We start from the raw sequence: 13,640 nt of genomic DNA, 5'->3' as shown, positions 1-13,640 counted from the left end.
ATGTTCGTGTCGGAGCCTCGAAGACCGCGAATCACCGCGCGCGATGACGCCTCGATCCTGCACGCCGATCTCGACTCGTTCTACGCGGCGGTCGAACAGCGCGACGACCCCCGATTGCGCGGCAAGCCGGTGATCGTCGGCGGTGGTGTGGTGCTCGCGGCCAGTTACGAGGCGAAAGCGCGCGGAATACGCACCCCGATGAATGGGCATCGGGCGTTGCGCCTGTGTCCGGAGGCGATCGTGGTGCCGCCGAGGATGTCGGCGTACGCCGCGGCGAGCACGGCGGTGTTCGAGGTCTTCCACGACACCACCCCGGTGGTCGAGGGCATCTCCATCGACGAGGCTTTCCTCGATGTCGGTGGTCTGCGCAGGATCGCGGGTGAGCCGGTCGACATCGCGCACCGCTTACGCGCACGGGTGGCGGCGGAGGTCGGGCTGCCCATCTCGGTAGGCATCGCGCGCACCAAGTTTCTCGCCAAAGTGGCCAGTGCCGTTGCGAAACCGGATGGACTCCGGCTGGTCGCCCCTGGCGGTGAGCTGGAATTCCTGCATCCGCTGCCGATCGAAAGACTGTGGGGCGTCGGCGAGGTCACCGCGCGCAATCTGCACGAGCACGGCATCACCAAGGTCGGCCATATCGCCGCACTCGGCGAAACGCGGTTGCGGACGATTCTCGGCCCCGCCGCCGCCCGTCATCTCTACGCACTGTCGCAGGCGCGTGATCCTCGGCGCGTCGAGACCGGAAAACGTCGGCGCTCGATCGGCGCGCAACGCGCCCTCGGACGCCAGCCTCGCCCGCTCACGGAAATCGAGGCGTTCGTACACGGGCTGATCGACCGACTCGGACGACGCCTGCGCACCGCCGAGCGCTGCTGTCGAACCGTGGTGCTGCGCTTGCGCTTCGACGATTTCACCCGCGCCACCCGCTCACACACACTCGCGCACGGGACCGATGACACCGCGGTGATCCTGGCCGCGGCACGCACCCTTTTGCACGAGGCACGGCCGATGATCCAGGAGCGCGGACTCACCTTGATCGGCCTCGCGCTCACCAACCTCGTTGACGCGGACCCGCGCCAACTGACCCTCCCGCTGACACCCCGCGCCGACAACACCCTCGACACCACCGTCGACGCACTGCGTCAGCGCTTCGGCTCGTCCGCCGTCACCCGCGCCGCGTTACTCGGTCGCGGCGAGGGGATTTCGGTGCCGCTGCTGCCGGACTGAGTGCGACCCGACCCCGAGGCGCCGCCTCCGGTACGCTCTTGCGAAGCCGGTTCGGGGGGTGCGTTGTGAACCACGGGAACGAACGGGCTAAGCATTGTTCCGTGTTCCCCGCTTTGCGGTAATCGAGGAGAATTCGATGCCTTACGCCGTCTTCGGTCTGCTCACCCTGTGCCTGTGGGTGTACTGCCTGATCGACATCATCACCTGCCCCGAAGCAGGCATCCGCCAGCTACCCAAGATGGGGTGGCTCATCGTGGTGATCCTGATCCCGACGCTCGGCGCGCTGCTGTGGCTAGTGCTCGGCCGCCCGCTCAACGAAGGCGGCCCCCGCTCCACCACCGCCTACGGCGAGTACGACCGCCCTGGACGCTACGTTCCGGCCGACGCCGAGGCGGACGAGGAATTCCTGCGCGGGCTGCGCGAGCGTGCCGAGCAGCAGCGTCGCGAATTCCGTCGCCAGGAACAAGCGCGCCGCGAGCGCGACGAGCAAGCCTAGCGCGGACGAAACCTACGGTCGCGCGGCGTTTTCGGCGGCGGTGAGAGCTTCGGCGGCTTCGCGCTGGATCTGCTCGAACTGCGCGCCCATCGCCTCCGCGAGCAGGGTCGCCGCCGAGAGCGGTCGCACCATCACGGTCAGCTCGTCGATCTTGCCGGCGTCGTCGAAGTGCAGGAAATCGCAGCCGTTGACGGTCTTGCCGCCGACCTGGGCTTCGAAGACCAGCGCGTGGTCGCGCTCGTCGGCGCTCACGATTTCGCGGATGTAGCGGAAGTCGGCGAAAACCCGTCCGACACCGCGCAGGATCGCCGCCGTGATCGCCTTACCCGGATACGGCTTGAACGCGACCGGGCTGGTGAACACGACGTCGTCGGCGAGCAGCGCCTCGATCCTCGCGAAGTCTCCGGCCTCGACGGCCTCCTGAAATGCGCGCATGCCGCCACCTCGTATATGCAACTCGTTGAATAGGGTCGCGTCCGAGCCTAACCCAACGCAGGACTCCGCACGAACACCCCGCACCGATCTCCCGATGACGCCAACGCGCGCAACGGTTCTCGCTATGCTTTCGAACAACGCACCGCGTGTGCCCGGCGAAATCGAGAGTGTCATCATGTCCGCGCATCCCTTCCTGACGGAAATCGTCGCGGCATTGCACGGGGACCTGGCCGAATGGCTCGCCACCAAGGCAGCGCCCAAGGTGTTCGATCGGTTCGCGAACGCGCTGCACCCCGAATTCACCTCGGTCACCACGCTCGGGCAGATCATCGAGCGCGACACCCTGCTCGCGGGCGTGTGGGCGGCCAAAGGCGCGCAGCCCGGCTTGAATATCGAGGTTACCGAAGTCGAGGAACTCGCATCGACCGAGACCGTCGTGACCGTCCGCTTCACCGCCGAGAACCAGCGCGACGGCGCCAGCGCCAGCCGCGTCGTCACCGCCGTGCTGCTGGTCGACGAGGAGCGCTACCTGTGGCTTTCGCTGCACGAAACCGCCTGCGCCACAATGGGTTGAGCACCGGCTCAGTAGTCGCGATTGGGTCGCTTGTCCATCAGTCGCAGGATCAACGGCGTGAAGATCAATTGCATGGCCAGCTCCATCTTTCCGCCCGGCACCACGATGCAATTGGGTCGCGACATGAACGAATCGTGCAGCATCGAGAGCAGATACGGGAAGTCGATCACCTTGGGCTCAGCGAAGCGAATGACCACGAAACTCTCGTCGGCGGTCGGAATACTGCGCGCCACGAACGGATTCGAGGTGTCAACGGTGGGGACCCGCTGAAAATTGACGTAGGTGCGGGAGAACTGCGGACAGATATAGGTGACGTAATCCGGCATCCTGCGCAGGATGGTGTCGATGACGGCCTCGCTGGAATAGCCGCGATAGGTCTTGTCCCGGATGACCTTCTGGATCCATTCGAGATTGATGATCGGCACCACACCGACCAGCAGGTCGGTGTACTGCGCGACATCCACCTTCTGCGTCACGGCCGCACCGTGCAGACCCTCGTAGAACAGCAGGTCACTTCCCGGCGCGAGCGGCTCCCACGGCGTGAAGGTGCCCGCGGGTCGACCGTACGGTTCGGCTTCGTTCTCGTCGTGCAGATAACGACGCACGTTGCCGACACCGGTTTCGCCGTACTCGCGAAACAAGCACTCCAACTCCGTGAGTAGATTGGCCTCCTCACCGAAATGCGAGAACCGCAGATCCTGATTCTCCTCGGCCGCCGCCATGGCAGCCTTCATCTCCTCGCGGTCGTAGCGGTGGAACGAATCCCCTTCGACCACAGCGGAATTGATGCCTTCTCGGCGGAATATCTCCGCGAATGTTCGTGTCACACTGGTCGTTCCCGCACCGGAGGACCCGGTGATCGCCACGACCGGATGCTTCACCGACATAGCCCCTCCTTCTCTCGCCGAACAACTACCGTTGGTGTCGCGGACTCAACGCTGAGCCGGACGAAACAGCGATCGGGTGCCGAACAACGAGGTATCGAAGTTCGGCCCCTCCTCGGGTGCACGGTGATAACGCTCGATGCGTTCGACCTCGTTGCGGGAACCGAAGATCAGCGGCACCCGCTGATGCACCCGATCGGGACGCACCTCGAGCACCCGCTGGTCGCCGGTGGTGGCGCAGCCACCGGCCTGCTCGATGATGAACGCGATCGGATTCGCCCCGTACAGCAACGCGACCCGGCCATGACAGATCGGCGACCGCGTGTCGTGCGGGTACAGGTAGACCCCGCCGCGGGTCAGGATGTGAAAGGTATCGGCCACCAGCGAAGCCACCCAGCGCATATTGAAGTCCCGACCACGCGGACCCTCGACTCCGTCGAGACATTCGTGCACGTAGCGCCGCACCGGCCGCTCCCAGAAACGTTCGTTAGCGGCATTGATCGCGAACCCGGAGGTGTCCTCGGGCACGCGCATGCGGGGGTGGGTCAGCACGAAGGCGCCGATTTCCCGGTCGAGGGTGAATCCGTCGACGCCGCTGCCCGTGGTGAGCACGAGCATGGTGGCGGGTCCGTAGAGGGTGAAGCCCGCGCATACCTGTTCGACGCCCGGCCGCAGGAAGTCTCCCGGCGCGGGCTCGCGCGCATCCTCGTGTGCGCGAAGGACACTGAAGATGGTCCCGACCGGAAGGTTGACATCGATATTCGACGACCCGTCCAGCGGATCGAACGCCAGCAGATACTTCCCACGCCGATGCGTCACCGGCACCGGATGGATCCCGCTCATCTCCTCCGAGAGCAACGCTGAAAGATAGCCGGTCCATTGGGTTTCGGTAAGCATGATGGTGTTGGTGATGGCGTCGAGTCGCCGCCGCAGCGGCGCCACGTCCTCCGGCAACCCGGCCGGGGAGCTCACCGTGTCCAGCGCACCGGCGATAGCGCCGCGAGTCACTTGGTTCGCGATCATCTTCGTGGCCGTGGCGACCACGTTCACCAGCGCGGAGAACTCACCGGACGAGCCGGGATGGCGATGTTCTTCCTCGATGGTGTAGCGGGTGAGGGTCGTCAATCTGTTCGGCATGGCGTCTCGATCTCGTCACGCGGTGGCCCGATCCTTCGGCCCGTCCTGCTGCTCGGTGTCGTCGGCGAATACGCTGCTGCCGTACACATCCGCGGCGCTCAGAGTGGTCAGGTCCGCCCGGCTCAGCGGACGCCGCGCGTCCACCAGTCGTTTGGCTTGACGCAACCGACACCGCTCAACGCCGTTGCGGACACTGCGCGCGTTCGCGAAGCGCGGTTCGCCCATTCGCCGCGCCACATACTCACCGAACGCCAGCCTGGCATCCTCGTCGAAGCGGAAATGTTCGTGCGCCACCATCACCTCGGCGATGGCGAGCAACTCTGCCTGGCTGTAGTCCTCGAAGCGCAGGTGGTGGGCGACCCGTGAGGACAGGCCGGGATTGGCGGAGAAGAATCGCTGCATCCGGTCCGGATAGCCCGCGAAGATCACCACCAGACTGCTGCGCTGGGTCTCCATCTCTTGCAGGAGGATCTCGATCACCTCCTGTCCGTAATCGCGCTCGTTCTCCGGGCGAAACAGGTAATACGCCTCGTCGACGAACAGCACCCCGCCCGCGGCTCTCGCGAGCGCCTCCCTGGTCTTCGGCGCCGTGTGCCCGATGAACTGGCCGACGAGGTCATCACGGGTCACGGTATGCACCTTGGGTTTTCGGATGTAACCCAGGGTATGCAGCAGCCCGGCCATGCGCAGCGCCACCGTCGTCTTCCCGGTGCCCGGCGGACCGGTGAAGCTCATGTGCAGGGTCGGCCGGGCGGCCTCGAGACCGAATTTCGCACGGGCACGGTCGATCAGCAGCAGTGCGGCGATCTCGCGGACCCGCAGTTTCACCGGCGCGAGTCCGATGAGTTCCGCGTCCAGCCGCGCCAGAGTGGTTTCGACGTCGACACCCGCGAGGTCGAGCGACAGGTCCACCATGGCGTCGTCGGCCAGCAGCTCGGCGTCGGCATCCGGTTCGGCGGGTCCCCTCCCCCGTGGCGGGTCGCCGCCGGGACGGTGCAGTTGGAATCCGGGCGCGCGGACCGCGCCGTTGTGGTCAGCTGCCATAGCGTCGTCCCTGACTGTCGTCGGTCGCGTAGGCGTGCAGGCCGTAATGCTGTCGGCGGTCGAGGCCCTCGGTGCGAGTGAGCTGGAATCCCGGTTCCTCGAGCGGACGCTGCACCAGAAAACTCAGCGCCGTGGTCTGTCTGCCGTAACGCGCGTCGTAGGCGAGGACGCGAACGTAGTGACGCGGGAACGCGGCTCGGCAGGCGTTGATCTCGGCGAGCACCCCGTCCGGCTCGTCCAGGTCGAACAACGGCAGTCCCCACATCTCCCAGTAGGCGTTGCGGGGATGCGGGTCGTCGGAGTATTCGATCGACACCGGCCAGTTGTTCAGCAGTGCGTACCTGACCTGCGCCGCGATCTGTGCGTCGTCGAATTCGGGTAGGTAGGAAAACGTTCCGTGCCGCAAATACATGGGTGGCTCCTCTCGCCGGTGCGGCGGTCAGTGCGTAACGGTCGCCACCGCGTCGGGTGCGTCGGTGGAGGTGTAGTCGAAGGTGACATCGCCCCAGGTCGCCAAGGCCACGTCGAGCGGACGGCAGTACGCGGCGGCCGCACGCAAGACCTCGGGGCCTTCGCGCAGCAGGTCACGGCCTTCGTTGCGGGCTTGCACCACCGCTTCGAGCGCCACTCGATTCGCCTCGGCGCCCGCCGCGATACCCAGCGGGTGGCCGATGGTTCCGCCGCCGAACTGCAACACCACGTCGTCACCGAACAGGTCGAGCAGTTGGTGCATCTGTCCCGCGTGGATCCCACCGGAGGCCACCGGCATCACCCCCGGCAGGCTGGCCCAGTCCTGGTCGAAGAAGATGCCGTTGGCCGGGTTGGTGGGAATGTGGTTGTCGCGCAGGGTGTCGTAGAACCCGCGCGTGGTCGCCGGGTCGCCCTCCAGCTTGCCGACCACGGTGCCCGCGTGCAGGTGGTCGACGCCGATCAGCCGACACCATTTGGCCAACACCCGAAAACTCACCCCGTGCGTCTTCTGGCGGGTGTAGGTGGAATGTCCCGCGCGGTGCAGATGCAGCAGCATCCCGTTGCGCCGCGCCCACTTCGACATCGACTGCATCGCGGTGTACCCGATGGTGAGGTCGATCATGATCACGATGCTGCCGAGTTCCTTGGCGAATTCGGCGCGTTCGTACATGTCCTCCATCGTCGCCGCGGTGACGTTGAAGTAATGGCCCTTGATCTCCCCGGTCTCGGCCGTCGCACGCTGGACACCCTCCATACCGAACAGGAAGCGATCGCGCCACCGCATGAACGGCTGACTGTTGATGTTCTCGTCGTCCTTGGTGAAATCGAGTCCGCCCTTGCATGCCTCATAGATCACCCGCCCGTAATTGCGCGCCGACAGACCCAGTTTCGGCTTCACCGTCGCACCCAACAGCGGTCGGCCGTACTTGTTGAGGTACTCGCGTTCCATCACGATGCCGTGCGCGGGCCCCTGGAACGTCTTCACGTACGCCACCGGAATGCGCATGTCCTCGAGGCGCAGCGCGCGCAATGGCTTGAACCCGAAGACATTCCCGATGATCGAGGAGGTCAGGTTGGCGATCGACCCTTCCTCGAACAGGTCGAGGTCATAGGCGATGTAGGCGAAGTACTCTCCCTGCCTGCCCGGCACCTCATCGATGCGGTAGCACTTGGCCTGGTAGCGCGAGTGTGCGGTGAGCCGGTCGGTCCATACGACGGTCCATGTGGCCGTGGATGATTCACCCGCCACGGCGGCCGCTGCCTCGATCGGGTCGACCCCCGGCTGCGGTGTCACCCGGAAGACGGCGAGCACGTCGGTGTCCGACGGCTGATGGTCCGGCGCGTAATACCCCATCGACGCGTAGGACTGGACGCCTGGATCCCAGCGGTCCCGTTCGGTATCTTCGGCCATCGTTCCTCCACGAGATCACGCCGGCACCCGTTTTCGTTCGGCACCGACGCGGCTGTTCGCCGGAGCGCGTCGGGCTTTCGGGTACTCGGGGCGCTGAACGTTCTGCGGACCCGTCGCCGGTTCGTCGGTCCGACGGGTGTTGTGCGCCTTGCGAATTCCAGGATGAGGCCGGGGCGTTGCACACACAATTTGATTGTTTCTCGCAACCCTCAACCATTGCGTTGAGTTTGTTACCGTTGCGGGGTGGCTTGGGTCAGCGCGGGGCGGATGGAAACCTTCCTCGCCGTCGCTCGCCACAGCAGCATCCGGCGGGCGAGCGCCCAGCTGCACATCACCGAGGCCGCGGTATCGGCGGCCGTGGCGTACATCGAGAAACAGCTCGGCGCCAAGCTCGTGGCGAAGGCGGGCCGCGGCATCGTGCTCACCGACGCCGGTCGCATCTATGCCGAATATTGCCGGGGCATAATCGGACTCATGCGCGAGGCGCAGGCGGCGGTGCTGCGCGCGGACACGGGTCGACTGCGGATCGGCGTCGTCGCCACGGCGGGCGAGTACGTGCTGCTGCGCCCGCTGGCCTCCTTCCGTGACCGCTTTCCCGACATCGAGCTCAGCCTCTCGGTGCAGCCACGTGACGTACTGTTCGCCGAATTGCACCACCACGAAACCGATCTCGTCATCGCGGGCCGCCCCCCGGACGGCACGGATCTGGTGGTGCGCGCCCGACGGCCGAGTCGGCTGACCGTGGTCGGCCCCCCACACCTCGACCCACTACACGCCACCTGGCTCCTGCGCGGACGCGGCTCCGGCACCAGGGAGGCGACCCTCACTTTGCTCGACCGGCTCGCCATCACACCGCCCACGCTCACCCTCGGCAGCCACGGCGCGGTATTGGCTGCCGCGCGAGCGGGGTTGGGCGTCACCCTGATTCACAGCGACGCGATTTCCAGCGACCTCGAATCAGGTGCGCTGCACCTACTCCACGTCGAGGGCACGCCGCTGGATCGCCCGTGGCACGCGATCACCAGTCGCACACCGACACCCACCGCGCTGCTGTTTCTCGCCCATCTTCTGGATACGGAGCTGGTCGGCGACGATGCCTTCGAAGCCGACTGATCCGGCCGGGGTACCGCGCTGCGCCAACCCATTTCCGAAGAAACCAGCACGGATCTGGACCAACCTGCCACCGACGGCGTGCATTCGGACGTACGATCCGCGTGTGGCCGACTCGAATCGTTCCACCCCGCTGCGGGTCCTCGTCTACAGCAACGACGCCGACACCCGGAGTCAGGTGATCCTGGCGCTGGGTAAACACCCGCACCCCGAGCTACCCGAATTCGACTACCTCGAGGTGGCCACCGGCCCGGTGGTCATCGAGCGGATGGACGCGGGCGGTATCGATCTCGCGATCCTCGACGGCGAATCGGCGCCCACCGGCGGTCTCGGCATCGCCAAGCAGCTCAAGGACGAGCTCGACCACTGCCCGCCGGTCCTCGTGCTCACGGGCCGTCGCGACGATGCCTGGTTGGCCAATTGGTCGCGCGCGGAGGCCTCGGTCGCGCACCCCCTCGATCCGATCGAACTCACCGCGACGGTCGTCGGGTTGTTGCGGGACCGTTCGGCGGTCTGACTCGCTCGCCTTTCGGCCTATTCAGTTATAGCGATCCAGGATTAATCACCAATAGCGTACGGTCGTCCCAAAAATTTGCGTGACCACCGACTCCCCGCCGACCAAATCGCCGCATCGCTCCGGTCATGACCGGGGCGGCGGCACGCATCGGTCCGAACGCCCAGACCAGGACATGCCATCGAGAATCACGACCACGGCCCCTGATTCCACGGGATGTTCCACTATCGAACAACGTCCTGTGACATGACGGTCGATTACCACCGTTTCGGTCATGAATCGCTGTCGCGAATTCGATCAAACCGGACAGTCAATCGCGGCGGCGACCGGGGTGATGAGTTGTAGGCTGTGCCGTAGCTCACAATGAGAGCGGGCAGCCCATAACCCGCCTCGAGCAAGGCCATGCGACGAGTCTGGCCGCGGTGGACGACTGAGACCAGCCCCTCGGAAGTCACCGCCCGCAACACCGGGCGACCCACTCGCAAGCTCGAACTCGCTTCAGCGCAGAAGGAGGGGAAGCAGTCGTGAATATCGAACTACCGGCACTCGTGCTCGGCGCCATCGCCGCGGCGTTCGCCGTGTTCTCCATCATCCTGGCGGGGGTGATCGGCCCGAAGCGCTACAACCGGGCCAAGCTCGAGCCCTATGAATGCGGCATCGAACCCACACCACACGCCATCGCGGGCGGACCGGGAAACGTGACGGGGCAACGCTTTCCGGTGAAGTACTACCTCACCGCGATGCTGTTCATCATCTTCGACATCGAGATCGTGTTCCTCTACCCGTGGGCGATCCACTTCGACGCGCTCGGCATCTTCGGGCTCGTCGCGATGGCGTTGTTCATTCTCAATGTCTCGGTGGCATACGCCTACGAGTGGCGACGCGGCGGGTTGAGCTGGGACTGATTGCCGCACAGCGCGTTTCGAACACCAGCGTAAGTCGAGCACGAAAGCGAGTGTCGTCGAAAATGGGTCTAGAGGAGAATCTGCCCAGTGGATTTCTGCTGAGCACGGTGGAAGATCTCGCCGGATATCTGCGTAAGGGGTCGTTGTGGCCCGCCACCTTCGGCCTCGCCTGCTGCGCCATCGAGATGATGGCCGTCGGCGGCGGCCGATTCGACGTCGCACGCTTCGGTATGGAGGTGTTTCGCGCCTCCCCGCGCCAGGCCGATCTGATGATCGTCGCCGGACGGGTCAGCCAGAAGATGGCGCCGGTCCTGCGCCAGGTCTACGACCAGATGCCGGAACCGAAATGGGTGCTCTCGATGGGGGTGTGCGCCTCCTCGGGCGGGATGTTCAACAACTACGCGATCGTGCAGGGTGTCGACCATGTCGTTCCGGTCGACATCTACCTGCCCGGGTGCCCGCCGCGGCCCGAGATGCTGCTCAACGCGATCATGGCGCTGCACGAGAAGATCCAGCAGATGCCACTGGGTGTCAATCGCGAGGAAGCGATCCGCGCCGCCGAACAGGCCGCGCTGGCCAGTACGCCGACCATCAGGATGGAAGGTCTGCTGCGATGACGCTCGACCCACCGGGAGAATCCGAACGCCGTGCCGCACAGGACGATACGGACGGCGCGGCCACCGCGGGCCCGGAGGCCACCCTCCCACCCGAGGAGGCCGCGGCGGCCGACAACGAGGTGATCGGCGTGCGCCGGGGCATGTTCGGTGTCACGGGCAGTGGCGACACCTCCGGATACGGCCGCTTGGTCCGACCCGTCACCCTGCCCGGCAGCAGTCCCGCACCCTACGGCGGTTACTTCGACGAGACCGTCGACACCCTGCGCACCGCACTCGCCGCCGAAGACCTCGCCTGGGAAACAGCGCTCGAACGGATCGTCGTCTTTCGCGGCGAACTGACCCTGCACGTGCACCGTGCACATCTGCCCTCGGTCGCCGCCGCGCTGCGCGACGATCCGGCGCTACGCTTCGAGTTGTGTCTCGGCGTCAGCGGAGTGCACTACCCCGACGACCATGGCCACGAATTGCACGCGGTGTATCCGCTGCTGTCGATCACGCACAACCGTCGGTTGCGCCTGGAAACCTCGGCGCCCGACGATGATCCGCACATTCCGTCGCTGCATGCGGTGTATCCGACCACCGACTGGCACGAGCGCGAGACCTACGACTTCTTCGGCATCCTGTTCGACGGTCACCCCTCGCTCACCAGGATCCTGATGCCCGACGACTGGCGCGGCCACCCACAGCGCAAGGACTACCCGCTCGGCGGGATACCGGTCGAATACAAGGGTGCGCGAATACCGCCGCCCGACGAGCGGAGGGCGTACAACTGATGAGCGACACCGACTTTCGGCCGCACGTCACCGAACAGCGGCCACCGGAGGAACCCAGGACCGTCACCGTCGCCGGGCAGGACTGGGCACAGGTCAGCGACTCGCTGGCGGGCTCGGACGAAGAACGCATCGTCGTCAATATGGGTCCGCAGCACCCGTCAACACACGGTGTGCTGCGGCTGATCCTGGAGATCGAGGCCGAGACCGTCGTCGAGGCGCGCTGCGGAATCGGCTACCTGCACACCGGAATCGAGAAGAATCTCGAGTTCCGCAACTGGACCCAGGGCGTCACCTTCGTCACTCGCATGGACTACCTGTCGCCGTTCTACAATGAGACCGCCTACTGCCTCGGCGTGGAGAAGCTGCTCGACATCACCGAGCAGGTTCCCGAGCGCGCCAGCATCATTCGGGTCCTGCTCATGGAGCTCAATCGGATCTCCTCGCACATGGTCGCGCTCGCCACCGGAGGCATGGAACTGGGTGCGCTCACCCCGATGTTGTTCGGATTCCGCGAGCGCGAACTGATCCTCGACGTGTTCGAGACCATCACCGGCCTGCGGATGAACCACGCCTACATTCGGCCCGGCGGCCTGGTGCAGGATATGCCCGAGGACGGCGTCACCAAGGTGCGCGAGCTGCTCGAGGTGCTGCCGGGCCGGTTGCGCGACATGGAGCACCTGCTCACCGCGAACCCGATCTGGAAGGCACGCACCCAGGACGTCGGCTACCTGGACCTGCGCGGCTGTATGGCGCTCGGCATGACGGGGCCGGTCCTTCGTTCCACCGGACTGCCGCACGACCTGCGCAAATCGCAGCCCTACTGCGGCTACGAGAACTACGAATTCGACATTCCCACCACCACCGGCTGCGACTGCTACGGCCGCTTCGTGATCAGGGTGGAGGAGATGAAGGAGTCGCTGAAGATCGTCGAGCAATGCCTCGACCGATTGCGGCCGGGGCCCGTGATGGTCGACGACAAGAAGATCGCCTGGCCCGCAGACCTTTCCGTCGGCCCCGACGGCATGGGCAATTCGCCGCAACACATCGGCAAGATCATGGGCAAGTCCATGGAGGGCCTGATCCACCACTTCAAACTGGTCACCGAGGGCATCAGAGTCCCGGCGGGACAGGTATACACGGCGGTCGAATCCCCGCGCGGCGAACTCGGCGTGCACATGGTCAGCGACGGCGGCACCCGCCCGTTCCGGGTGCACTACCGCGACCCGTCGTTCACGAATCTGCAAGCGGTGGCGGCGATGTGCGAAGGCGGCATGGTCGCCGACGTGATCGCCTCGGTCGCCAGCATCGACCCGGTGATGGGCGGAGTCGACCGATGACCCAGATCCTGTTGAAGCTCAGCACCCGGCCACAGCCGTACGCACCCGAGACCCGCGCGCGCCTGGAACCCGACGCCAAGGAGATCATCGGACGCTATCCGCATCCGCGTTCGGCGCTGCTGCCGTTATTGCACCTCGTGCAGGCCGAGGAAGGCTACGTCACCGGCAGTGGGATCGACTTCTGCGCCGAACTGCTCGGCTTGACCGGCGCGGAGGTCACCGCGGTCGCCACCTTCTACTCGATGTACCGGCACGCTCCCACCGGCGACTACCACGTCGGCGTATGCACCAACACGCTGTGCGCGGTGATGGGCGGCGATGCGATCCTCGCCGAACTGCAACGGCATCTCGGCATCGGCCACGGCGAGACCACCGAGGACGGCGCGATCACCCTCGAACACGTCGAATGCAACGCTGCCTGCGATTTCGCGCCCGTCATGATGATCAACTGGGAGTTCTTCGACAACCAGACACCGGAATCGGCGCGCGCGCTGCTCGATGCACTGCGTGCGGGTCAGCAGGTGGTGCCGAGCAGGGGCGCACCGCTCGGCACCTTTCGCGACACCGCGCGAATCCTCGCCGGCTTCCCCGACCAACGTCCGGGCGCCCTCGACGGCGCCGCCCCGGAGCCCACCCTCGCGGGACTGCGCGTCGCGCGCGAACAGGACATGCGTGCGCCGCAACCGGATTCGGAGGGCAGCTGAC

The 13,640-nt window shown here is 65.7% G+C and carries 16 protein-coding genes; 10 read left to right on the top strand and 6 right to left on the bottom strand.

All coding sequences use genetic code 11. From position 1 onward, the window contains the following. Both dinB and ABEA50_RS10030 read left to right on the top strand, forming a co-directional pair. Window positions 1–1,227 carry a DNA polymerase IV gene (gene dinB / locus ABEA50_RS10035; RefSeq protein WP_345494975.1) on the top strand — a complete coding sequence of 409 codons (1,227 nt, stop codon included), beginning with the start codon at window positions 1–3 and terminating at the stop codon, window positions 1,225–1,227. A 136-nt stretch (window positions 1,228–1,363) separates the two neighbouring features. Then, window positions 1,364–1,723, top strand: coding sequence for a PLD nuclease N-terminal domain-containing protein (locus ABEA50_RS10030; RefSeq protein WP_345494974.1), 360 nt, complete (start codon window positions 1,364–1,366; stop codon window positions 1,721–1,723). Between the two features lie 12 nt (window positions 1,724–1,735). Here ABEA50_RS10030 and ABEA50_RS10025 read toward each other — a convergent pair whose 3' ends face one another. Further along, window positions 1,736–2,158 carry a nuclear transport factor 2 family protein gene (locus ABEA50_RS10025; RefSeq protein ID WP_345494973.1) on the bottom strand — a complete coding sequence of 141 codons (423 nt, stop codon included), beginning with the start codon at window positions 2,156–2,158 and terminating at the stop codon, window positions 1,736–1,738. Window positions 2,159–2,333: 175 nt separating this feature from the next. Between ABEA50_RS10025 and ABEA50_RS10020 the strand changes: the two genes are divergently transcribed. Next, window positions 2,334–2,732 carry a DUF4440 domain-containing protein gene (locus ABEA50_RS10020; RefSeq protein WP_345494972.1) on the top strand — a complete coding sequence of 133 codons (399 nt, stop codon included), beginning with the start codon at window positions 2,334–2,336 and terminating at the stop codon, window positions 2,730–2,732. Between the two features lie 8 nt (window positions 2,733–2,740). Here ABEA50_RS10020 and ABEA50_RS10015 read toward each other — a convergent pair whose 3' ends face one another. The 5 genes from ABEA50_RS10015 to ABEA50_RS09995 are packed head-to-tail and all read right to left on the bottom strand — an operon-like array spanning window position 2,741 to window position 7,679. Beyond that, window positions 2,741–3,619: a phosphoribulokinase gene (locus ABEA50_RS10015; protein WP_345494971.1), complete on the bottom strand. Its 879-nt coding sequence runs from the start codon at window positions 3,617–3,619 to the stop codon at window positions 2,741–2,743. A 45-nt stretch (window positions 3,620–3,664) separates the two neighbouring features. After that, window positions 3,665–4,753: a class 1 fructose-bisphosphatase gene (locus ABEA50_RS10010; RefSeq protein ID WP_345494970.1), complete on the bottom strand. Its 1,089-nt coding sequence runs from the start codon at window positions 4,751–4,753 to the stop codon at window positions 3,665–3,667. 15 nt (window positions 4,754–4,768) lie between these two features. Beyond that, window positions 4,769–5,797, bottom strand: a complete 1,029-nt coding sequence (locus ABEA50_RS10005) for an AAA family ATPase (RefSeq protein WP_345494969.1) — start codon at window positions 5,795–5,797, stop codon at window positions 4,769–4,771. Next, window positions 5,787–6,209 carry a ribulose bisphosphate carboxylase small subunit gene (locus tag ABEA50_RS10000; protein ID WP_345494967.1) on the bottom strand — a complete coding sequence of 141 codons (423 nt, stop codon included), beginning with the start codon at window positions 6,207–6,209 and terminating at the stop codon, window positions 5,787–5,789. The genes ABEA50_RS10005 and ABEA50_RS10000 overlap by 11 nt, the downstream gene beginning before the upstream one ends. A 27-nt stretch (window positions 6,210–6,236) precedes the next feature. After that, window positions 6,237–7,679: a form I ribulose bisphosphate carboxylase large subunit gene (locus ABEA50_RS09995; protein WP_345494966.1), complete on the bottom strand. Its 1,443-nt coding sequence runs from the start codon at window positions 7,677–7,679 to the stop codon at window positions 6,237–6,239. A 243-nt stretch (window positions 7,680–7,922) separates the two neighbouring features. Between ABEA50_RS09995 and ABEA50_RS09990 the strand changes: the two genes are divergently transcribed. The 7 genes from ABEA50_RS09990 (at window position 7,923) to nuoE (ending at window position 13,639) form a co-directional block, all read left to right on the top strand. Beyond that, window positions 7,923–8,792, top strand: coding sequence for a LysR family transcriptional regulator (locus ABEA50_RS09990; RefSeq protein WP_345494965.1), 870 nt, complete (start codon window positions 7,923–7,925; stop codon window positions 8,790–8,792). Window positions 8,793–8,895: 103 nt separating this feature from the next. Continuing rightward, the gene (locus ABEA50_RS09985; RefSeq protein ID WP_345494964.1) at window positions 8,896–9,306 is read left to right on the top strand and encodes an Rv3143 family two-component system response regulator; all 411 of its coding nucleotides are present in this window, start codon (window positions 8,896–8,898) and stop codon (window positions 9,304–9,306) included. A gap of 521 nt (window positions 9,307–9,827) precedes the next feature. Further along, the gene (locus ABEA50_RS09980; protein WP_345494963.1) at window positions 9,828–10,208 is read left to right on the top strand and encodes an NADH-quinone oxidoreductase subunit A; all 381 of its coding nucleotides are present in this window, start codon (window positions 9,828–9,830) and stop codon (window positions 10,206–10,208) included. 62 nt (window positions 10,209–10,270) lie between these two features. Next, the gene (locus ABEA50_RS09975) at window positions 10,271–10,825 is read left to right on the top strand and encodes a NuoB/complex I 20 kDa subunit family protein (RefSeq protein ID WP_345494962.1); all 555 of its coding nucleotides are present in this window, start codon (window positions 10,271–10,273) and stop codon (window positions 10,823–10,825) included. After that, a complete protein-coding gene (locus tag ABEA50_RS09970; RefSeq protein WP_345494961.1) occupies window positions 10,822–11,598 on the top strand; it encodes an NADH-quinone oxidoreductase subunit C in 777 nt (258 codons plus the stop codon). The genes ABEA50_RS09975 and ABEA50_RS09970 overlap by 4 nt, the downstream gene beginning before the upstream one ends. Further along, window positions 11,598–12,935, top strand: a complete 1,338-nt coding sequence (locus tag ABEA50_RS09965; RefSeq protein ID WP_345494960.1) for an NADH-quinone oxidoreductase subunit D — start codon at window positions 11,598–11,600, stop codon at window positions 12,933–12,935. Before ABEA50_RS09970 ends, ABEA50_RS09965 begins: the two co-directional genes overlap by 1 nt. Next, the gene (nuoE, locus tag ABEA50_RS09960) at window positions 12,932–13,639 is read left to right on the top strand and encodes an NADH-quinone oxidoreductase subunit NuoE (RefSeq protein ID WP_345494959.1); all 708 of its coding nucleotides are present in this window, start codon (window positions 12,932–12,934) and stop codon (window positions 13,637–13,639) included. The genes ABEA50_RS09965 and nuoE overlap by 4 nt, the downstream gene beginning before the upstream one ends. Window position 13,640 lies beyond the last annotated feature (1 nt).

This window comes from Nocardia callitridis (assembly GCF_039543305.1).
GTDB lineage: Bacteria > Actinomycetota > Actinomycetes > Mycobacteriales > Mycobacteriaceae > Nocardia > Nocardia callitridis.
The sequence above is the reverse complement of the archived record's forward strand: the minus strand, read 5'-3'. Positions and strand labels throughout refer to the sequence as shown.